Source organism: Streptomyces sp. NPDC046831 (assembly GCF_040645305.1).
Taxonomy (GTDB): domain Bacteria; phylum Actinomycetota; class Actinomycetes; order Streptomycetales; family Streptomycetaceae; genus Streptomyces.
Genome location: NZ_JBEYXZ010000007.1, coordinates 56,847 through 76,004 on the forward strand (window position 1 = coordinate 56,847; position 19,158 = coordinate 76,004).

Here is a 19,158-nt window from a genome sequence, read left to right on the forward strand (position 1 = left end):
GGGGAGGGCGCCGTGGCCGACGGGGGCGGACGGTTCTGGAACGAGGAGACCCAGCGCTGGGAGGACGGCGCGCGGAGCACACCGCAGGTGACTCCGCCGCCGCCCGCGCGGCCGGAGCACGCACCGGCCGCTCAGTCCGCGCCGCTCGGCACCGTCCGGGACCCGGACGCGGCGACGGGCGTGGGCGGATCGGCTGCGCCGTGGCCGCCGTCCGCGGGCGAGGGCGCGGGCCCGGCGGCCCCGCCGTCCGCACCGGCGTCCGGCGGCACCGCCCCGGCAGTCCCGCCGTCCTTCCCGGCCGACGGAACCCGGCCTCCCGCCGCCCCGCCCCTCCCTCCCGCCGACGGCACCTGGCCCTCCTCGGGCGGATCGTCCCTCCCGGCCGACACCTGGCCCCCGGCACTCCCGCCGTCCGCCCCGGCGCGGCTCGGCGGGCACAGCCGCCGCACGGTGGTGACGGTGATCGCCGCGGCCGCCGCGGTCGGGGTGGCCGTCAGCCTGGCGGTGACGCTCGGGTTCGGCGGCACCTCCGACGACCCCTCCACGACGGGCGGCACGGCCACGACCGCCGGGCCGGCGCCCGTCACGCAGGGCGAGTCCCCCACCCCCACACCCGCCCCGTCGACGTCGGCCGCCGAGCCGCCCGCCGGATCCACGGTGTACGACGACCCGGAGGGCTTCCGGATCGCCCTGCCCGAGGGCTGGCAGCAGAACCGGACGACCGTGGGCGCCAAGTACGGCATGGACATCGTCAACTACCGGGACGCCACGGGCACCCGGCGGATCCAGGTGTACGAGGTGGCGGAGCCGTCACCGGACGAGTCGTTCCGTCTGTTCCTGTCCGACGAGGTGCCGAAGCCCGACGGATTCCGGCAGCTCTCCCTGCAGAACCTGGACAGCGCCGACTTCACCGGCTCGCGGCTGGAGTACACCGCCGCCTCCCTGAGGGGCGAGCCGGACATCGGCACCTGGCACGTCGTCGACGAACGCTTCCAGGCCGCCGACGGCAAGCTCTACGCGATCGCCTCCTACGGCCCGGACGGCGACGGCCGGGAGGACGAACGGCAGGCCGTGGACACGGCGCTGAACTGGTTCTGCCCGGCCGGCGCGCCCTGCTCGGAGTGAGGCGCGGGCGGGCCGCCCCGTTTGCCGCCTTTCGTACCCAGCCTTCCGTGAGCCGTGCCACTTCCGGCCCGCCGGGCGCATGCGACGCACCCGGAAGGGCAGGTACCCCGATCCCCGGGGCCGGCCCCCGGGCCGGCGCCCGGGCAGCCCGGGGCGACGGAGCAGGAACGGAAGGCAGAACCGGTCATGGCGGACAGCACGAAACTCAGGGGGCGCGACTCGATCCACGCGGGAGGGGAGTGGCGCGAGGCGGTGTCCGGCGCCACACGCGACATCCTCGACCCGGCGGACGCGACCCCGTTCGCCGTGGTGGCGGAGGGCGGCGAGAAGGACGCCGACCTGGCGGTGGAGGCCGCCCGGCAGGCCTTCGACGGTGGTGCGGGCGCCTGGCCGCGCACGCCCGTCGCCGAGCGCGCGGCCCTGCTGCACCGGGTCGCCGACCTCCTGGTGCGCGACCGGGAGCGGCTCGGCCTGCTGGAGAGCCGGGACGCGGGCAAGACCGTCGAGGAGGGCCGCGTCGACGTCGACTGCGTCGCCGACGCCTTCCGCTACTTCGCCGGCCTGGTGGCCGCCGAGGCCCCCGGCCGGGTCGTGGACGCCGGCTCGCCCGACGTCCACAGCGTCGTCGTGCACGAGCCCGTCGGCGTCTGCGCGCTGATCACGCCCTGGAACTATCCGCTGCTCCAGGCGAGCTGGAAGATCGCCCCCGCCCTCGCGGCCGGCAACACCTTCGTCGTCAAGCCGAGCGAGATCACGCCGCTGACGACCGTCGCCCTGATCGAGCTGCTCGTCGAGGCGGGTCTGCCCACGGGCGTCGCCAACATCGTCACCGGCCCCGGTCACACGGTCGGCGCCCGGCTCGCCGAACACCCCGACGTCGACCTCGTGTCCTTCACCGGCGGCCTGGCGAGCGGCACGAAGGTGGCGCAGGCGGCCGCGCCGGGGGTGAAGAAGGTCGCCCTCGAACTCGGCGGCAAGAACCCCAACGTCGTCTTCGCCGACGCCCTGGCCACCGACGAGGGCTTCGACACCGCCGTCGACCAGGCCCTCAACGCGGCCTTCGTGCACAGCGGCCAGGTCTGCTCCGCCGGTGCCCGGCTCATCGTCGAGGAACCGGTGCGGGACCGCTTCGTCGCCGAGCTGGCCCGCCGCGCCGCGCGCATCCGCCTGGGCCGCGGCACCGAGGCCGGCGTGGAGTGCGGCCCGCTCGTCTCCGAGCAGCACCGCGCCAAGGTCGAGGCGTACGTGGCCTCCGCGCTCGCCGAGGGCGCCGTGCTGCGCACCGGCGGCAAGCGGCCCGAGCCGTCGCCCGAGCGGCCCGCCGCCGGCTACTTCTACGAGCCGACCGTCCTCGACCACTGCCACCGCGAGATGAAGGCCGTCCGCGAGGAGGTCTTCGGCCCGGTGGTCACCGTCGAGACCTTCCGCACCGAGGACGAGGCGGTCGCGCTGGCCAACGACACCGAGTACGGCCTCGCGGGCGGCGTGTGGACCGCCGACGCCGGCCGCGCCCGGCGCGTCGCCGGCCGGCTGCGCCACGGCACCGTCTGGATCAACGACTTCCACCCCTACCTGCCGCAGGCGGAGTGGGGCGGCTTCGGGAAGAGCGGCGTCGGCCGGGAGCTGGGCCCGGCCGGTCTCGCCGAGTACCGCGAGAGCAAGCACGTCTACCAGAACCTCGCGCCCGCGCCGGTGCGCTGGTTCAAGGGCTGAGCCGGCCGCCCGGCCACCCGGAGCGGCCGCCCGCGGCGCACCCGTCAACCCCCGGGCCCCTCCCCGCCTCCCCGCCGAGTCCTTACGACTCCCGACCCCCCCGGAGTACCACCCCCATGCCCGACACCCCCCATGTGTTCGACTACGTCGTGATCGGCGGCGGCACCGCAGGCTCCGTCATCGCCTCCCGCCTGACCGAGAACCCGGACGTCACCGTCGCCGTGATCGAGGGCGGCCCGAGCGACGTCGGCCGTGAGGACGTGCTCACCCTGCGCCGCTGGATGGGCCTGCTCGGCGGCGAGCTGGACTACGACTACCCGACGACCGAGCAGCCGCGCGGCAACTCGCACATCCGGCACAGCCGGGCCCGGGTCCTCGGCGGCTGCTCCTCCCACAACACCCTCATCGCCTTCAAGCCGCTGCCGTCCGACTGGGACGAGTGGGAGGCCGCCGGCGCCAAGGGCTGGGGTGCGGTCCCGATGGAGGCCTACTACGCCCGGCTGAAGAACAACATCGTCCCGGTCGACGAGAAGGACCGGAACGCCATCGCCCGCGACTTCGTCGACGCCGCCCAGGAGGCGCTCGGCGTCCCGCGGATCGAGGGCTTCAACAAGAAGCCGTTCACCGAGGGCGTCGGCTTCTTCGACCTCGCCTACCACCCGGAGAACAACAAGCGCTCCTCGGCGTCGGTGGCGTACCTGCACCCGGTGATGGACGAGCGGCCCAACCTGACGCTCATGCTGGAGACCTGGGCGTACCGGCTCCGGCTCGACGGCACCCGCGCCGAGGGCGTGCACGTGCGCACCAAGGACGGCGAGGAACTCCTCGTCCGCGCCCGCCGCGAGGTCGTGCTGTGCGCCGGCGCCGTCGACTCGCCCCGTCTGCTGCTGCACTCCGGCATCGGCCCGAGGGCGGACCTGGAGGCGCTCGGCATCCCCGTCGCGCACGACCTGCCGGGCGTCGGCGAGAACCTGCTCGACCACCCCGAGTCGGTCATCGTGTGGGAGACCGAGGGCCCGATCCCGGACAACTCCGCGATGGACTCCGACGCGGGCCTGTTCGTGCGCCGCGACCCCGGCCACGCGGGCCCGGACCTGATGTTCCACTTCTACCAGATCCCGTTCACCGACAACCCGGAGCGACTGGGCTACGAGCGGCCGGAGTTCGGCGTGTCGATGACCCCGAACATCCCCAAGCCGAAGAGCCGCGGCCGGCTCAGCCTCACCAGCGCCGACCCGTCGGTCAAGCCCGCCCTGGACTTCCGCTACTTCACCGACGAGGACGACTACGACGGCCGCACCCTCGTCGACGGCATCCGCATCGCCCGTGAGATCGCGAAGACCCAGCCGCTGGCCGGCTGGCTCAAGCGCGAGGTGTGCCCGGGCCCGGACGTCACCGGGGACGAGGAGCTGAGCGAGTACGCGCGCAGGGTCGCGCACACCGTGTACCACCCGGCGGGCACCTGCAGGATGGGCGCCGCCGACGACGAACTCGCGGTCGTCGATCCCGAGCTGCGCATCCGCGGCCTGGACGGCATCCGCATCGCCGACGCGTCCGTCTTCCCGACCATGACCGCCGTCAACCCGATGATCGGGGTGCTCATGGTCGGTGAGAAGGCCGCCGACCTGATCGGAGGTGAGGGCTGATGGCCCTCGCGGTTCCCACACGCAAGCCCCCCACCGGCGCCGCCGCCGGCGCTCCCGTCTTCGCCGTCGACGGCCTGTGGAAGGTCTTCGGCCCCAGACCGGACCGGGTGCCGGCCGACCCCGAACTGGCCGGTCTGACCCCCGCCGAACTGCGCGAACGCACCGGCTGCACCGCCGCCGTCCGCGACGTCGGCTTCGACGTGCGCAAGGGCGAGGTCTTCGTCGTCATGGGCCTGTCCGGCTCCGGCAAGTCGACGCTGGTGCGCTGCCTGACCCGGCTGATCGAGCCGACGGCCGGCACCATCGCCATCGACGGCGAGGACGTCCGCGCCATGGACAAGGCCGCGCTGCGCTCCCTGCGCCGGCACCGCGCCGCCATGGTCTTCCAGCACTTCGGCCTGCTGCCGCATCGCACCGTCCTCGACAACGTCGCCTACGGCCTGGAGATCCAGGGCGTGGGCCGCGCCGAACGCCGTGCGAGGGCCGCCGAGTTCGTCGCGAAGGTCGGTCTGGAGGGCATGGAGCAGCGCCGGCCGGGTCAGCTCTCCGGCGGCCAGCGGCAGCGCGTCGGCCTGGCCAGGGCGCTGGCCGTGGATCCCGAGGTCCTGCTGTTCGACGAGCCGTTCAGCGCGCTCGACCCGCTGATCCGGCGCGACATGCAGGAGGAGGTGGTCCGGCTGCACCGGGAGGAGGGCCGCACGATGGTCTTCATCACCCACGACCTGAGCGAGGCCCTCAAGCTGGGCGACCGCATCGCCCTGATGCGTGACGGCCGCATCGTCCAGCTCGGCACCCCCGAGGAGATCGTCGGCTCCCCGGCCGACGACTACGTCCGCGAGTTCGTCCGCGACGTGCCGCGCGAGCAGGTCATGACGGTGCGCAGCGCCATGCGCCCCCTGTCGTCCGCGGACCACGCCGGCACCGGCCCCGCCCTCGCCCCCGGGGCGACCGTGGCGGAGGCGATCGAGGTGGTGGCCCGCAGCGGCGAGGCGGCCCGGGTCATGGACGAGGGACGCTGCCTGGGAGTCGTCGACCACGAGTGCCTGCTCGGCGTGGTCGCGGGAACGGAGCGGCCCGGGGAGACGGTCTGATGGCTGCGCTCACCGCCTTCGCCCCGCGCGCCGCGCTGCCCGGCGCCCTGCGCCGTCCCGCCGTGCGCAAGCTGCTCGTCCTCGCCGTCCTCGCGGCGGTCCTGGTGCCGCCGGCGCACGCCCGCTGGGCGAGCGGGAGCTGGCCGCACGCCCTCACGGTCGACCTGTCCGGCCCGCTCGGCGGCGCCAGCGACTGGATCGTCGACAACCGCGACAGCCACCCGCTGTTCCTGTACTTCTTCGGCCACATCAGCAACGCGGTGGTCGTCTCCGTCCGCGCCGTCTACCTCACCCTCCTCGCCGCCGGCTGGGCCGGCGTCACGGCCGGGGCCGCCCTGGTGGCCTGGCGGGCGGCGGGCGTCCGGCTCGCCCTCGGCACCGCCGCCGCGTTCCTCGCCTGCGGCCTGCTGGGCATGTGGGTGCCGACCATGCAGACGCTCGCCCTGATGGTGGCGGCGGTGCTCGCCTCCGTCGCCGTCGGCGCGCTGCTCGGGCTCGCGGCCGGCCTGTCCGACCGCATGGACCGCGCGCTGCGTCCGGTGCTGGACACCATGCAGGTCCTCCCCGCGTTCGCGTACCTGCTGCCCGTCGTGCTGGTCTTCGGCATCGGCGTGCCCGCGGCCGTCCTCGCCACCGTCGTCTACGCCGCCCCGCCCATGGCCCGCCTGACCGCCCTCGGCCTGCGCGGCGCCGACCGCGAGGTGCTGGAGGCGGTCGACTCGCTCGGCGCGACCGCGCGCCAGCGCCTGCTGACCGCCCGCATCCCGCTGGCCCGCAAGGAACTCCTCCTCGGCCTCAACCAGACGATCATGATGGCGCTGTCCATGGCGGTCATCGCCTCCGTGATCGGCGCCGGCGGCCTCGGCGACCGCGTCTATCAGGCGCTCGCCTCGGTCGACGTGGGCGCGGCCCTGGCGGCCGGCATCCCGATCGTGCTGCTGGCCGTCGTCCTGGACCGGGTGACGGCCGCCGCCGGGGAGCGCCTCGGGCACGACGGGCCCGGCCACGCCCGGACCCGGTGGGCCGTCGCGGCCGCCGTCACCGTCGCCGTGGCCCTGGCCGCACGGGCGGCGGGCCTGCTCGACTGGCCGGGGGGCGCGAGCGTGCCCATCGCCGGGCCGGTCAACCGCGCCGTCGGCTGGATGACCGGCCACCTGTACTCCGGCGTCCCCTACGTCGGCGGCACCGCCGACTGGGCGGGCCGCTTCACCACCTGGGTCCTGGACCCGGTGCGGGACGGCCTGCAGTGGCTGCCGTGGTGGTCGGTGCTGCTGATCGTGGCCGGACTCGCCTGGCTGATCGGCACCTGGCGCACCGCGCTGACCGCCGCCCTCGCCATGGCCGCGATCGGCGTGCTCGGCGTGTGGAAGCCGTCCCTGGACACGCTCTCCCAGGTGCTCGCGGCGGTGGCCGTCACCCTCGTCCTCGGTGTCGCGACCGGCGTCGCGGCCGCCCGCAGCGACCGCGTCGAACGGCTGCTGCGCCCGGTCCTCGACGTGTTCCAGACCATGCCGCAGTTCGTGTACCTGATCCCGGTCGTCGCGCTGTTCGGCGTGGGCCGCGCCCCCGCCGTCGCCGCGGCCGTCGTGTACGCGCTGCCCGCGGTCGTCCGCATCACCGCGCAGGGCCTGCGCCAGGTCGACGCGGCGGCCCTGGAGTCGGCCCGCTCGCTCGGCGCGACCAGCGGCCAGCAGCTCCGCCAGGTGCAGCTGCCGCTGGCCCGCCCGGCGCTGCTGCTCGCCGTCAACCAGGGCGTGGTGCTCGTCCTCGCCGTCGTCATCATCGGCGGCCTGGTGGGCGGCGGCGCGCTCGGCTACGACGTCGTCTTCGGCCTCGCGCAGGGCGACCTGGCGACCGGTCTGGTGGCCGGCACCGCGATCGTCTGCCTCGGCCTGGTGCTCGACCGGGTGACCCAGCCGACGGAACGCCGCGTGCGGAAGGGAGCATGACATGAGGCTCAAGCGCAGGACGGCCCTGACGGCCGCCGCGGCGGCCCTGGCGCTGCTCACCGGCTGCGGCGCCGCCGACATGACCCGGCAGGCCTCGCCGTTCGCCAACGCGCGCGGCTCCCGGACGGTGACCCTGTCCGTGCAGTCGTGGGTCGGTGCGCAGGCCGACGTGGCCGTGGCCCAGTACCTGCTGGAGCACGAGCTGGGGTACCGCGTCGACACCGTCCAGGTCGACGAGGTGCCCGCCTGGGACGCGCTCAGCCAGGGCCGGGTGGACGCCATCCTGGAGGACTGGGGCCACCCGGAGCAGGAGAAGCGCTACGTCGACGACAAGGGGACGATCGCGCGCGGCGGCGAGCTCGGCGTGACGGGGCACATCGGCTGGTTCGTCCCGACGTACCTCGCCCGGCAGCACCCGGACATCACCGACTGGCGGAACCTGGACAAGTACGCCTCCCTGTTCCGCACCCCGGAGAGCGGCGGCAAGGGCCAGCTGATGGACGGCTCCCCGTCCTACGTCACCAACGACAAGGCCCTGGTGCGGAACCTGAAACTGGACTACCAGGTGGTCTTCGCCGGTTCGGAGGCCGCGCAGATCACGCAGATCCGCCAGTTCGCCAAGGAGCGCAAGCCCTTCCTGACGTACTGGTACTCGCCGCAGTGGCTGTTCGAGAAGGTCCCCATGACGGAGGTGAGGCTGCCGCCTTACCGGGAGGGCTGCGACGCCGACGCGGCGAAGGTCGCCTGCGCCTACCCGCACACCCCGCTGCGCAAGTACCTCAACGCGGACTTCGCGCGGTCCGGCGGCAAGGCGGCCGCCTTCCTGAAGAAGTTCCGGTGGACGACCGAGGACCAGAACGACGTCTCCCTGATGATCGCCGACCAGAAGCTCACCCCGGCCGAGGCGGCGAAGAAGTGGGTGGACGGCCACGAGTCCACCTGGAGGCAGTGGCTGCCCTGACGGTCCCGACGGTCCCAGGAGCCGAACACCGGAGCCGGCTCCCGGGGCCGTTCCGACGCGGCCGGGGGGCCGGGGTCGAACCCCGGCCCCCCGGCCACGTCCCGCCCCGAGCCGGGGCCCGTCTCACCCACGCCCGGCGCGGCGAGGTCCGGTTCGCCCCGGCCGCCTTCGCGGCCGCACCGGGACCCACCGGGCCCGCCCGGCCTCGCGCTCCGGCAGTCCCGTCCGCCGCGCCGCGGTCGTCACTTGTGCTGTTTGGGCTCGTAGTGGCCCGGCACCATCCGCGTGGCCACCCCGAACCGGTTCCAGGCGTTGATGACGGCGATCGCGGCGATCAGCTGCGCCAGCTCGGCCTCGCCGAAGTGCTTGGCGGCCCGGTCGTACACCTCGTCCGGCACGAAGCCGTCGCCGAGGACCGTCACCGCCTCGGTCAGCTCCAGGGCGGCCAGCTCCCTGGCGGTGTAGAAGTGCCGCGACTCCTCCCAGGCGCTGAGCTGGACGATCCGCTCGACGCTCTCACCGGCCGCGAGGGCGTCCCTGGTGTGCATGTCCAGGCAGAACGCGCAGTGGTTGAGCTGGGAGGCGCGGATCTTGACCAGCTCGCGCAGCCTGGCGTCCAGCCCCTGACCGGCGGCCGCGTCCAGCCGGACCATCGCCTTGTAGACCTCCGGCGCGTGCTGCGTCCAGTGCATGCGGGGGGTGTGCTCGGGTGCGTACTCCACGGGCGCGGTGCCCTTGTCCTCGGTCGTCATGCCGCGACCCTAGAAGCGAGGCAGCCCAGGAGTATGGTCCATTCCCATGGCGAATTCATGGGCCACTTACGGGGTGGACCTGCATCTGGAACCGACGGGCCCGGGCGTGCGGCGAGGGCTGACCGACGCCCTGCGCGAGGCCGTCCGCACCGGACGCCTGGCCCCCGGCACCCGGCTGCCCTCCTCCCGCTCCCTCGCCGCCGACCTGGGGCTGGCCCGCAACACGGTCGCCGAGGCGTACGCCGACCTGGTCGCCGAGGGCTGGCTCACCGCCCGCCAGGGCTCGGGCACCCGGGTGGCGGCGGGCGCCGGCTCCACGCCCGACGGGCAGCGGGGGAGCGCGGCGCCCCCGCCCGCCGGCGCGGCACCCCCGCGCCGCGAACGGCCCGGCCCCGTCCACGACCTCCTCCCCGGCACCCCGGACCTCGCCTCCTTCCCCCGCGCCGCGTGGCTGCGGGCGGCCCGACGGGCCCTCGCCGCGGCCCCCCACGGCGCCCTCGGCTACGGCGACCCGCGCGGCCGTGCGGAGCTGCGCACGGTGCTGGCCGGCCACCTCGCCCGGGTGCGGGGCGTGCGCACCGACCCCGAGCGGGTGCTGGTGTGCGCGGGCTTCGTGCACGGGCTGCGGATCCTCGGCGCGGCGCTGCGGGCGCGCGGTGTCCGCACGGTCGCCGTCGAGTCCTACGGCCTGGACATCCACTGGCGGCTGCTCACCGAGGCCGGGCTGCGCGTCCGGCCGCTGCCGTTCGACGAACTCGGCACCGACACGGGCGCGTTGGGCGACGCCGACGCCGTCCTGCTCACCCCGGCGCACCAGTTCCCGATGGGCGTGCCCCTGCACCCCGGGCGGCGCGCGGCCGTCGTGGACTGGGCCCGGCGGACCGGCGGCCTGGTCCTGGAGGACGACTACGACGGCCAGTTCCGCTACGACCGCCAGCCGATCGGGGCGCTCCAGGGCCTGGACCCCGACCGGGTGGTGTACCTGGGCACGGCGAGCAAGTCCCTCGCCCCCGGACTCCGCCTGGCCTGGATGGCGCTGCCGCCCGCGTTCGCCGAGGAGGCCGCCGTGGCCAAGGGCGGCACCGAGACCTGCGGGGTGCTGGACCAGCTGACCCTGGCCGAGTTCATGGCCTCCGGCGCCCACGACCGCCACGTCCGCGCGTGCCGGCTGCGCTACCGCCGGCGCCGGGACGCCCTCGTCGCGGCCCTCGCGGCGCGCGCCCCCGCCGTCCACGCCACCGGCATCGCAGCCGGCCTGCACGCCGTGCTGCGCCTGCCGCCCGGCACCGAGCAGAGCGTCGTCCGCGCGGCCTCCTGGCAGGGCCTCGCCCTGTGGGGCCTGTCCCGCTTCCGCCACCCGGACGCCGTCACCGACCCGCTGGACGCGCTGGTCGTCGGCTACGGCACACCCCCGGACCACGCCTGGCCGGGCGCCCTGGACGCCCTGTGCCGCGTCCTGCCGTGACCCGGGTGACGGTGTCGGACGAGGGGTACGTCCGGCGGCGCGCGCCCCGAGCGGCCGGAAAGGACGGGCCGCCTGTACGGGCGCCGGACGCGCTCTCTAACCTGGCTGTTGAATCCGGCAACGGACAACGGGGAGAACGGACATGGCGGACACACGTCGGCAACTGCGCTCGGGCACGGTCGTACTGGGCGGCATGGGACTGCTCGCCGCGGCACTCACCGCCTGCTCCTCCGACCCCGACAAGCGCTGCGTCGACCGCGACAGCTACACCGCGGCCAGGGGCTACAAGGTCGTCTCCGACAAGAACTGCAAGTCCGCCACGACGTCCAGCCACAGCTTCTGGTACTACGGCGGCAAGAAGAAGGGCGGCTGGATCGACGGCGGCTCGTTCAGCAAGCCCCGCAAGGGCTCCGGCAGTTCGGGCGGCTCCGGCTCCGGCGGTGTCGACCGCGGCGGCTTCGGCGGCGGCAAGGGCTCCGGCGGCTGAGGGACCCCCTGACGTGGAACGCCGTACCATCGCCCCCCGCCCCGGCTGGCAGCAGACCGTCGAGGCCCAGGGGCTCATCTACCCGCTGACGCTTCCCCCGGCCCTCGAGGCCGCTCGCGCGGCGGGCGCCCCCGTGCCCGACGACGCCTGGCTCCCCTACTGGGACGAGAGCGCCTACTACGCCTTCACGCTTGCGGAGGTCGAGGCGCTGGAGGACGTCGTCGAGGAGCTGCACGGCATGTGCCTGGCGGCGGCGGAGCACATCGTCGCCCACGACCGCTTCGCCGACCTCGGCATCACCGACCCGCGGGTCGCCGAGGCGGTCGCCGAGGCCTGGCGCCGGCGCGCCCAACTGCCTTCCGTCTACGGCCGGTTCGACCTGCGCTACGACGGCTCGGGCCCGGCGAAGCTGCTGGAGTACAACGCCGACACCCCCACCTCCCTGGTGGAGGCGGCCTCGCCCCAGTGGTTCTGGATGGAGGAACGGTTCCCCGGCGCCGACCAGTGGAACTCCCTGCACGACCGCCTCGTCGCCGCCTGGCGCAGGCAGGCCGCCCTCCTGCCGCCCGGCAGCCCCCTGTACTTCGCGCACTCCGCCGCCGACGAACTCGGCGAGGACCTGATGACGGTCGCCTACCTGAAGGAGACGGCCGACCAGGCGGGCCTCGCCACCGACTGGATCTCCATGGAGGAGATCGGCTGGGACCCGCTGTCCGGGCGCTTCGTCGACAACCGGCTCCGCTTCATCCGCAGCTGCTTCAAGCTCTACCCGTGGGAGTGGCTGACCACCGACCGCTTCGCCGGCCACGTCCTCGACACCCTGGACAACGGCGGCGGCACCGGCTCCACCCTGTGGATCGAGCCCGCCTGGAAGATGCTGCTCAGCAACAAGGCGCTCCTGGCGATCCTGTGGGAGCTGTACCCGGACCACCCGAATCTCCTGCCCGCCTACCTGGACGGTCCCCGCGAGTTGGCGGCCACGACCGGCTGGGCGGCCAAGCCGCTGCTCGGCCGGGAGGGGGAGGGGGTGACGCTCCACAGGCCCGGCACGGCCGCGGCCGTCCGGGACGAGCCCTGCTGCTACCAGCAGCTGGCGACCCTGCCCGCGTTCGACGGCAACCACGTCGTCCTCGGCACCTGGATCGTGGACGGCGAGTCCGCCGGCCTGGGCATCCGGGAGTCCTCGGGCCCGGTCACCGACGGGTACGCCCGCTTCCTGCCGCACGTGATCCTCTAGGGCATGCCGTGTACGTCACCCCGCGACGGCGGGGTGACGTACACGCCCGCCCGCGGGGGCACCCGCCTGCCGCCCTCGCCCGCATGGTGGACGTGGGACACTCCCCGCACGGACCGCCCGGTAGGCTGGCCGCGGGCCGTGACTGGCGCGCTGGGATGGGACCGACCATCGGGGAGCGGCCCGGAGCCGATCGATCGTGTGCCGTGCGCCTGGGCCAACCGTGAACGCCGACCGCACGCCGTCCGGAGGTCCCCATGCCCGAGCAGCCCCTCTCCACCCAGTCCACCGCCTTCCGCGCCGCGCTGGACGTGATCCGCGCCGTCGAGCCGCGCGTCGCCGACGCGATCGGCCAGGAGGTCGCCGACCAGCGCGAGATGCTCAAGCTGATCGCCTCGGAGAACTACGCCTCCCCGGCGACGCTGCTGGCGATGGGCAACTGGTTCAGCGACAAGTACGCCGAGGGCACCGTCGGCCGCCGCTTCTACGCCGGCTGCCGCAACGTCGACACCGTCGAGGCGCTGGCCGCCGAGCACGCCAGGGAGCTGTTCGGCGCCCGCCACGCCTACGTCCAGCCGCACTCCGGCATCGACGCCAACCTCGTCGCCTTCTGGGCCGTCCTCGCCCAGCGCGTGGAACTGCCCGCCCTGGAGAAGGCCGGCGTCCGCCAGGTCAACGACCTCTCCGAAGAGGACTGGGCCCAGCTGCGCCACGCCTTCGGCAACCAGCGCATGCTCGGCATGTCCCTGGATGCCGGCGGCCACCTCACCCACGGCTTCCGCCCGAACATCTCCGGCAAGATGTTCGACCAGCGCTCCTACGGCACCGACCCGGCCACGGGCCTGATCGACTACGAGGCCCTGCGGGCGTCCGCCCGCGCGTTCAAGCCGCTGATCATCGTGGCGGGCTACTCGGCGTACCCGCGCCTGGTGAACTTCCGGATCATGCGCGAGATCGCCGACGAGGTCGGCGCCACGCTCATGGTCGACATGGCCCATTTCGCGGGCCTGGTCGCGGGCAAGGTCCTCACCGGCGACTTCGACCCGGTCCCGCACGCGCAGATCGTGACGACCACCACCCACAAGTCGCTGCGCGGCCCGCGCGGCGGCATGGTGCTGTGCGACGACTCCCTCAAGGACCAGGTGGACCGAGGCTGCCCGATGGTCCTGGGCGGTCCGCTCCCCCATGTCATGGCCGCCAAGGCCGTCGCCCTGGCCGAGGCGCGGCAGCCGTCCTTCCAGGACTACGCCCAGCGCATCGTCGACAACGCGCGCGCCCTGGCCGAGGGCCTGATGCGCCGCGGCGCGACCCTGGTGACCGGCGGCACGGACAACCACCTCAACCTGATCGACGTCGCCTCCTCCTACGGCCTCACCGGCCGCCAGGCCGAGGCCGCGCTGCTGGAGTCGGGCATCGTCACCAACCGCAACGCGATCCCGGCCGACCCGAACGGCGCCTGGTACACCTCCGGCATCCGCGTCGGCACGCCCGCGCTGACCACCCGGGGCCTCGGCACGGCCGAGATGGACGAGGTCGCCGGCCTCATCGACCGCGTCCTGACGGCCACCGAGCCGGGCACCACCGCCAAGGGCGTCCCCTCCAAGGCGCAGCACGTCCTCGACCCGAAGATCGCGGACGAGATCTCCCACCGGGCGACGGACCTGGTGGCGGGCTTCCCGCTGTACCCGGAGATCGACCTCGGCTGACGCCCCGGCGCGGCCGCGAGCACCCGCGCCGCACGCGGCGGCCCGTCCCGCCACGGGCCGCCGCCGGGCGGGCCCGGGCGGGCGATCCCTCCGCGTCCGCGGGGGCGGCCCGCAATGAGAGAATGGGGAGCATGGCCTCTGATCGACCCCGCGTGCTCTCCGGAATCCAGCCCACCGCAGGCTCGTTCCACCTCGGCAACTACCTCGGCGCCGTCCGCCAGTGGGTGGCCCTGCAGGAGACCCACGACGCGTTCTACATGGTCGTCGACCTGCACGCGATCACGGTCCCGCAGGACCCGGAGGAGCTGCGCGCCAACACCCGGCTCGCCGCCGCGCAGCTGCTGGCCGCCGGGCTCGACCCGGACCGCTGCACGCTCTTCGTCCAGAGCCACGTCCCCGAGCACGCCCAGCTCGCCTGGGTCATGAACTGCCTCACCGGCTTCGGCGAGGCCAGCCGCATGACCCAGTTCAAGGACAAGTCGGCCAGGCAGGGTGCCGACCGGGCGTCCGTCGGCCTGTTCACCTATCCGATCCTCCAGGTCGCCGACATCCTGCTCTACCAGGCGAACGAGGTCCCGGTCGGCGAGGACCAGCGCCAGCACATCGAGCTCACCCGCGACCTCGCCGAGCGCTTCAACGGCCGCTTCGGCCGGACCTTCACCGTCCCGGAGCCGTACATCCTCAAGGAGACGGCGAAGATCTACGACCTGCAGGACCCGGCCATCAAGATGAGCAAGTCGGCCTCCACGCCGAAGGGCCTCATCAACCTCCTCGACGAGCCGAGGACCACCGCCAAGAAGGTCCGCAGCGCGGTCACCGACACCGACACCGTCATCCGCTTCGACCCGGAGAACAAGCCCGGCGTCAGCAACCTCCTCGGCATCTACTCCACCCTCACCGGGACGGGCGTCGCCGAACTGGAGGAGAAGTACGCCGGCAAGGGCTACGGCGCGCTCAAGACGGACCTCGCCGAGGTGATGGTCGAGTTCGTGACGCCGTTCCGGGAGCGGACCCGGCAGTACCTGGACGACCCCGAGACGCTGGACTCGATCCTGGCCAAGGGCGCCGAGAAGGCGCGCACGGTCGCCGCGGAGACCCTCGCCCGGGCGTACGACAAGGTGGGCTTCCTGCCCGCCAAGCACTGAGGCGCACCACCGCACACACCGGCCGCCGGGCAGAGCGCTGCACATCACTTCCGCCGCGCCTGCCCACCGGGCGGCCGTGGCCGTACAGTCGATAGCCGGACGGCCACGACGAAGCGGCCGGGAACACACCGGCACGACGACAGGGAGACGACGTGGGGACCGTAACGATCGGTGTGTCGATCGCGGTCCCGGAGCCCCACGGCAGCCTGCTCCAGCAGCGGCGCGCGGGCTTCGGCGACGCCGCGGCTCACTGCATCCCCACGCACGTCACCCTGCTGCCGCCCACCGAGGTGGACGCCGCCCGCCTGCCCGCGATCGAGGCCCACCTGTCCGAGGTGGCCGCGGCCGGCCGGCCGTTCCCGATGAAGCTGTCCGGCACCGGCACCTTCCGCCCCCTGTCGCCGGTGGTGTACGTGCGGGTCGCCGAGGGCGCCGACGCGTGCACCTGGCTGCAGAAGCAGGTCCGCGACGCCTCCGGGCCCGTCGCCCGTGAACTGCAGTTCCCCTACCACCCGCACGTCACGGTGGCGCACGGCATCGACGACGCGGCGATGGACCGCGCCTTCGAGGAACTCGCCGACTACGAGGCCGAGTGGCCGTGCACCGGGTTCGCCCTCTACGAGCAGGGCGCCGACGGAGTGTGGCGCAAGCTGCGGGAGTTCGCCTTCGGCGGCGCGGTGGTGCCTCCGCAGGCCAAGCCACGCGACCGCGGCACACTGCCCGCCTGCTGACACCCGCACGGCACCGCGCACCGCCCGCGCCGCGTCGGCGGCTCCACCGCGGCAACCGCCGCATCCCCGCCGCCTGCCGGCGGCCGGCGCCGAACCGCGCGCCACGACACAGCGGCGGCCGCGGGTACGCCGCGTACCGCGTCACAGCGGTAGCGACCGCTGCGCCGCCCGCCGCGTCACAGCGGCAGCCGCCGGTACACCACCCGCGGCAGGTGGCGCAGTACCGCCATCACCGGCCGGAGGGCGCCCGGTACCCACACCGTGTGCGAACGCCGCCGCAGCCCGAGTTCGACGGCTCGTGCGACCTCCTCCGGCGTCGTCGCGAACGGCGCGTCGAGCCCGGCCGTCCTGCGGGAGCGCACGAAGCCCGGGCGGACGACCATGACGTGCACGCCGCTGCCGTACAGCGCGTCGCCCAGGCCCTGCGCGAAGGCGTCCAGGCCCGCCTTGCTGGAGCCGTACACGAAGTCCGCGCGCCGGGCGCGCTCGCCGGCGACCGAGGAGAGCACCACCAGCGCGCCGTGCCCCTGTGCCCGCAGCGCCCGGGCGGTGACCAGTCCCGCCGACACCGCTCCGGTGTAGTTGGTCTGCGCGACCCGCACCGCGCCCGCCGGCTCCCGTTCGTCGCGCGCCTGGTCGCCGGGGATCCCGAAGGCCAGCAGCACCAGATCGACGGGGCCCTCCGCGAACACCTTGCCGAGCGCGGCCTCGTGGGATGCGGCGTCCAGGGCGTCGAAGGCGACCGTGCGCACGTCGGCCCCGAGGCGCCGCAGATGCGCGGCGGCCTCCTCCAGCTCGGGGGAGGGGCGGCCCGCCAGCCAGACCGTGCGGGTGCGGCGGGCGACGAGCCGGCGTACGACGGCCAGCGCGATCTCGGACGTGCCGCCGAGGACGAGCAGGGAGCGGGGGAGACCGAAGGCGTCCTTCACGACGGATGACTGTATCGTCCGGGTATGGGCGTTTCGGTTGAGAAACGCGGCGTTCAGGGGAACGGAGAGCGGGCACAGTCGGATCATGGACTGGCTGAGGAACCTCCCCGTCATCGGTCCGCCGGCGGCGCGGCTGATGGCCACCCACGCCTGGCGCTCCTACGAGCGCCTGGACCGCGTGAAGTGGACCCGGCTGGCCGCCGCGATGACGTTCGTCAGCTTCGTCGCGCTGTTCCCCCTGCTCACCCTGGCCGCCGCGATCGCCGCCGCCACCCTCAGCACCCAGCAGCAGCGGGAACTCCAGGACAAGATCGCCGAACAGGTCCCCGGCATCTCCGACCAGCTCGACGTCAACGCCCTGGTGCAGAACGCCGGTACCGTCGGCGGCATCGCGGGCGCCCTGCTGCTGCTCACCGGCATCGGCTGGGTCGGACAGACCCGCGACTGCCTGCGCGCGGTGTGGGAACTGCCCGACGCCGAGGAGAACCCCTTCCTGCACAAGCTGAAGGACGGCGGGGTCCTCCTCGGGCTGGGCGGCGCCCTCCTGCTCACCATCGCCGTCTCCGCCGTCGCCTCCGCGGCCGTCGGCTGGACCTCACGGCAGTTCGGGCTGGAGGAACAGGGCTGGGGCAGCGTGCTGTTGCAGATCGCCGCGTTCGCCGTCGCCGTCCTCGCCGACTTCCTCGTGCTGCTCTACGTCCTCACCCTGCTGCCCGGCGTGGAGCCGTCGCGCAGGCGGCTGCTCGTCGCCGCGCTGGTCGGCGCCGTCGGCTTCGAACTGCTGAAGCTGCTCCTCAGCGGCTACCTCCAGGGCGTGGCCGCGAAGAGCATGTACGGCGCCTTCGGCGTGCCCGTCGCCCTGCTGCTGTGGATCAACCTCACCTGCAAACTCGTGCTGTACTGCGCCGCCTGGACGGCGACACCGAGCAAGCGGGCCGGGCTCACGGACGGGTCCGACGGCGCATCAGGTCCGGCAGCGGCCAGCGGCGGTTGACGAGCCAGCCCCCGGCGGCGCCCAGCGCCAGCACCCCGGCGGCGATTCCCAGCGCGATCCCGGCGCCGCCCGAACCGCCGCCGGCGCTCGCCGCGGGCTTCGACGAGGCGCCCCCGGACCCGTCGGCGCCGCCCGCCTGCCCCTGCGAAGAGCCCTGCCCCGGCCCGCCGCCCGCGCCCGCGGCGCTCCTCGGCGGCACCAGCTCACCCACCGGCCGCACCTTCCCGGCCGCCTGGAATCCCCAGTCGAAGAGCCGCGCGGTCTCCTTGTAGACCTCGTTGTGGTCCTTCTTCTCCGGGTTCATCACGGTGACGAGCAGCACCTTGCCGCCCCGCTCGGCGACGCCGGTGAACGTGGCGCCCGCGTTGGTGGTGTTGCCGTTCTTCACGCCCGCGATGCCCGGGTACACCGAGGTGTCGTAGTCGCCCCTCAGCAGCCGGTTGGTGTTCTGGATCTCGAAGGACCCGCGGGACGTCCGGCCCTTCTTGTCCTTCTTCGTCTCCCCCGGGAACGGCGCCCGCACGGTCGAGCAGTACGCGCGGAAGTCCTTCTTCTGCAGTCCCGAGCGGGCGAACAGGGTCAGGTCGTACGCCGACGACACCTGTCCCTTCGCGTCGTAGCCGTCCGGACTGACCACCTGCGTGTCGAGCGCCCGCAGTTCGGCGGCGTGCGCGTTCATGTCCCGCACGGTCTGCTCGACCCCGCCGTTCATCGAGGACAGTACGTGCACGGCGTCGTTGCCGGACATCAGGAAGACGCCCAGCCACAGGTCGCGGACCGTGTAGGTCTCGTTCTCCTTGATGCCGACCAGGCTGGAGCCGGCGCCGATCCCGGCCAGGTCCTGCGGCACGACCTTGTGCGCCTGCGTCGAGGGGAACTTCGGCAGGACCGTGTCGGCGAACAGCATCTTCAGCGTGCTGGCCGGGGCCAGTCGCCAGTGCGCGTTGTGCGCGGCGAGCACCTCGCCGGACTCGGCGTCGGCGACGATCCACGAGCGCGCGGTGACGTCCTTGGGCAGCACCGGGGCGCCGCTGCCGAGGTCGGCCTGCGTCCCGGGCAGGCCGAGGCGGTCACCGCCGACGGTGGACATGCGGGCCGGGGGCGTGGCCGCCGGGGTCGTCGTGGGCCGGGGCGCGGCGAGAGCGGCGGGCGCGGCCGACGCGAGGGACAGCAGGGCGGCGGAAGCGACCAGCAGGGCGCGCCTGGCCGTCGTCTGGGGTATGGGCACGG

General features: G+C 74.1%; 16 protein-coding genes and 1 riboswitch. Of the genes, 13 read left to right on the top strand and 3 right to left on the bottom strand.

Annotated elements, in window-relative coordinates; genetic code table 11:
* Nucleotides 1–12 precede the first annotated feature (12 nt).
* From ABZ920_RS09140 to ABZ920_RS09165, 6 genes are all read left to right on the top strand, one after another.
* Nucleotides 13–1,125: a hypothetical protein gene (locus ABZ920_RS09140; RefSeq protein ID WP_361500582.1), complete on the top strand. Its 1,113-nt coding sequence runs from the start codon at nucleotides 13–15 to the stop codon at nucleotides 1,123–1,125.
* A 186-nt stretch (nucleotides 1,126–1,311) separates the two neighbouring features.
* The gene (locus tag ABZ920_RS09145; protein ID WP_361500585.1) at nucleotides 1,312–2,838 is read left to right on the top strand and encodes an aldehyde dehydrogenase family protein; all 1,527 of its coding nucleotides are present in this window, start codon (nucleotides 1,312–1,314) and stop codon (nucleotides 2,836–2,838) included.
* Between the two features lie 116 nt (nucleotides 2,839–2,954).
* Entirely contained in the window at nucleotides 2,955–4,484 is a 1,530-nt protein-coding gene (locus ABZ920_RS09150; RefSeq protein WP_361500588.1) for a GMC oxidoreductase, read from the top strand.
* Nucleotides 4,484–5,575: a glycine betaine/L-proline ABC transporter ATP-binding protein gene (locus ABZ920_RS09155; protein ID WP_361500591.1), complete on the top strand. Its 1,092-nt coding sequence runs from the start codon at nucleotides 4,484–4,486 to the stop codon at nucleotides 5,573–5,575. The genes ABZ920_RS09150 and ABZ920_RS09155 overlap by 1 nt, the downstream gene beginning before the upstream one ends.
* Complete coding sequence (locus tag ABZ920_RS09160) at nucleotides 5,575–7,524, top strand: ABC transporter permease subunit (protein ID WP_361500594.1); 1,950 nt, start codon at nucleotides 5,575–5,577, stop codon at nucleotides 7,522–7,524. The genes ABZ920_RS09155 and ABZ920_RS09160 overlap by 1 nt, the downstream gene beginning before the upstream one ends.
* 1 nt (nucleotide 7,525) lies before the next feature.
* Nucleotides 7,526–8,485, top strand: coding sequence for an ABC transporter substrate-binding protein (locus ABZ920_RS09165; protein ID WP_361500596.1), 960 nt, complete (start codon nucleotides 7,526–7,528; stop codon nucleotides 8,483–8,485).
* 242 nt (nucleotides 8,486–8,727) lie between these two features.
* Here the strand turns inward: ABZ920_RS09165 and ABZ920_RS09170 are convergent, their stop codons facing one another.
* Entirely contained in the window at nucleotides 8,728–9,237 is a 510-nt protein-coding gene (locus ABZ920_RS09170; RefSeq protein ID WP_361500599.1) for a carboxymuconolactone decarboxylase family protein, read from the bottom strand.
* 46 nt (nucleotides 9,238–9,283) lie between these two features.
* On the opposite strand from ABZ920_RS09170, the gene ABZ920_RS09175 reads away from it, so the two are divergent.
* The 6 genes from ABZ920_RS09175 to ABZ920_RS09200 all read left to right on the top strand — a co-directional run bounded on the left by ABZ920_RS09175 (nucleotide 9,284) and on the right by ABZ920_RS09200 (nucleotide 16,005).
* Nucleotides 9,284–10,702, top strand: coding sequence for a PLP-dependent aminotransferase family protein (locus ABZ920_RS09175; protein WP_361500602.1), 1,419 nt, complete (start codon nucleotides 9,284–9,286; stop codon nucleotides 10,700–10,702).
* A gap of 142 nt (nucleotides 10,703–10,844) precedes the next feature.
* Nucleotides 10,845–11,189, top strand: a complete 345-nt coding sequence (locus tag ABZ920_RS09180) for a hypothetical protein (protein ID WP_361500605.1) — start codon at nucleotides 10,845–10,847, stop codon at nucleotides 11,187–11,189.
* A 13-nt stretch (nucleotides 11,190–11,202) separates the two neighbouring features.
* A complete protein-coding gene (locus tag ABZ920_RS09185) occupies nucleotides 11,203–12,426 on the top strand; it encodes a glutathionylspermidine synthase family protein (protein WP_361500608.1) in 1,224 nt (407 codons plus the stop codon).
* A gap of 128 nt (nucleotides 12,427–12,554) precedes the next feature.
* Nucleotides 12,555–12,648: riboswitch (ZMP/ZTP riboswitch) on the top strand.
* A 32-nt stretch (nucleotides 12,649–12,680) separates the two neighbouring features.
* On the top strand, nucleotides 12,681–14,129 hold the full coding sequence (locus tag ABZ920_RS09190; RefSeq protein WP_361500611.1) for a glycine hydroxymethyltransferase: 1,449 nt from the start codon (nucleotides 12,681–12,683) through the stop codon (nucleotides 14,127–14,129).
* Between the two features lie 131 nt (nucleotides 14,130–14,260).
* Nucleotides 14,261–15,274 carry a tryptophan--tRNA ligase gene (trpS, locus tag ABZ920_RS09195; RefSeq protein ID WP_361500614.1) on the top strand — a complete coding sequence of 338 codons (1,014 nt, stop codon included), beginning with the start codon at nucleotides 14,261–14,263 and terminating at the stop codon, nucleotides 15,272–15,274.
* A 152-nt stretch (nucleotides 15,275–15,426) separates the two neighbouring features.
* A complete protein-coding gene (locus ABZ920_RS09200) occupies nucleotides 15,427–16,005 on the top strand; it encodes a 2'-5' RNA ligase family protein (RefSeq protein ID WP_361500616.1) in 579 nt (192 codons plus the stop codon).
* Between the two features lie 176 nt (nucleotides 16,006–16,181).
* Here the strand turns inward: ABZ920_RS09200 and ABZ920_RS09205 are convergent, their stop codons facing one another.
* Nucleotides 16,182–16,934 (bottom strand): decaprenylphospho-beta-D-erythro-pentofuranosid-2-ulose 2-reductase, encoded by a 753-nt coding sequence (locus ABZ920_RS09205; protein WP_361500619.1) that lies wholly within the window; start codon nucleotides 16,932–16,934, stop codon nucleotides 16,182–16,184.
* A gap of 85 nt (nucleotides 16,935–17,019) precedes the next feature.
* Here ABZ920_RS09205 and ABZ920_RS09210 point away from each other — a divergent pair, with 85 nt between their 5' ends.
* Nucleotides 17,020–17,928 carry a YihY/virulence factor BrkB family protein gene (locus tag ABZ920_RS09210; RefSeq protein WP_361500622.1) on the top strand — a complete coding sequence of 303 codons (909 nt, stop codon included), beginning with the start codon at nucleotides 17,020–17,022 and terminating at the stop codon, nucleotides 17,926–17,928.
* Here ABZ920_RS09210 and ABZ920_RS09215 read toward each other — a convergent pair.
* On the bottom strand, nucleotides 17,876–19,156 hold the full coding sequence (locus ABZ920_RS09215; RefSeq protein ID WP_361500625.1) for a D-alanyl-D-alanine carboxypeptidase: 1,281 nt from the start codon (nucleotides 19,154–19,156) through the stop codon (nucleotides 17,876–17,878). The genes ABZ920_RS09210 and ABZ920_RS09215 overlap by 53 nt on opposite strands.
* Between the last annotated feature and the right edge of the window lie 2 nt (nucleotides 19,157–19,158).

What these genes read in the sequence shown, in the direction of transcription:
- ABZ920_RS09165 (WP_361500596.1), top strand. Translation starts at nt 7,526, where the DNA reads ATGAGGCTCAAGCGCAGGACGGCCCTGACGGCCGCCGCGGCGGCCCTG.
- ABZ920_RS09155 (WP_361500591.1), top strand. Translation starts at nt 4,484, where the DNA reads ATGGCCCTCGCGGTTCCCACACGCAAGCCCCCCACCGGCGCCGCCGCC.
- trpS (WP_361500614.1), top strand. Translation starts at nt 14,261, where the DNA reads ATGGCCTCTGATCGACCCCGCGTGCTCTCCGGAATCCAGCCCACCGCA.
- ABZ920_RS09175 (WP_361500602.1), top strand. Translation starts at nt 9,284, where the DNA reads ATGGCGAATTCATGGGCCACTTACGGGGTGGACCTGCATCTGGAACCG.
- ABZ920_RS09180 (WP_361500605.1), top strand. Translation starts at nt 10,845, where the DNA reads ATGGCGGACACACGTCGGCAACTGCGCTCGGGCACGGTCGTACTGGGC.
- ABZ920_RS09170 (WP_361500599.1), bottom strand. Translation starts at nt 9,237, where the DNA reads ATGACGACCGAGGACAAGGGCACCGCGCCCGTGGAGTACGCACCCGAG.
- ABZ920_RS09210 (WP_361500622.1), top strand. Translation starts at nt 17,020, where the DNA reads ATGGACTGGCTGAGGAACCTCCCCGTCATCGGTCCGCCGGCGGCGCGG.
- ABZ920_RS09190 (WP_361500611.1), top strand. Translation starts at nt 12,681, where the DNA reads ATGCCCGAGCAGCCCCTCTCCACCCAGTCCACCGCCTTCCGCGCCGCG.
- ABZ920_RS09145 (WP_361500585.1), top strand. Translation starts at nt 1,312, where the DNA reads ATGGCGGACAGCACGAAACTCAGGGGGCGCGACTCGATCCACGCGGGA.
- ABZ920_RS09150 (WP_361500588.1), top strand. Translation starts at nt 2,955, where the DNA reads ATGCCCGACACCCCCCATGTGTTCGACTACGTCGTGATCGGCGGCGGC.
- ABZ920_RS09160 (WP_361500594.1), top strand. Translation starts at nt 5,575, where the DNA reads ATGGCTGCGCTCACCGCCTTCGCCCCGCGCGCCGCGCTGCCCGGCGCC.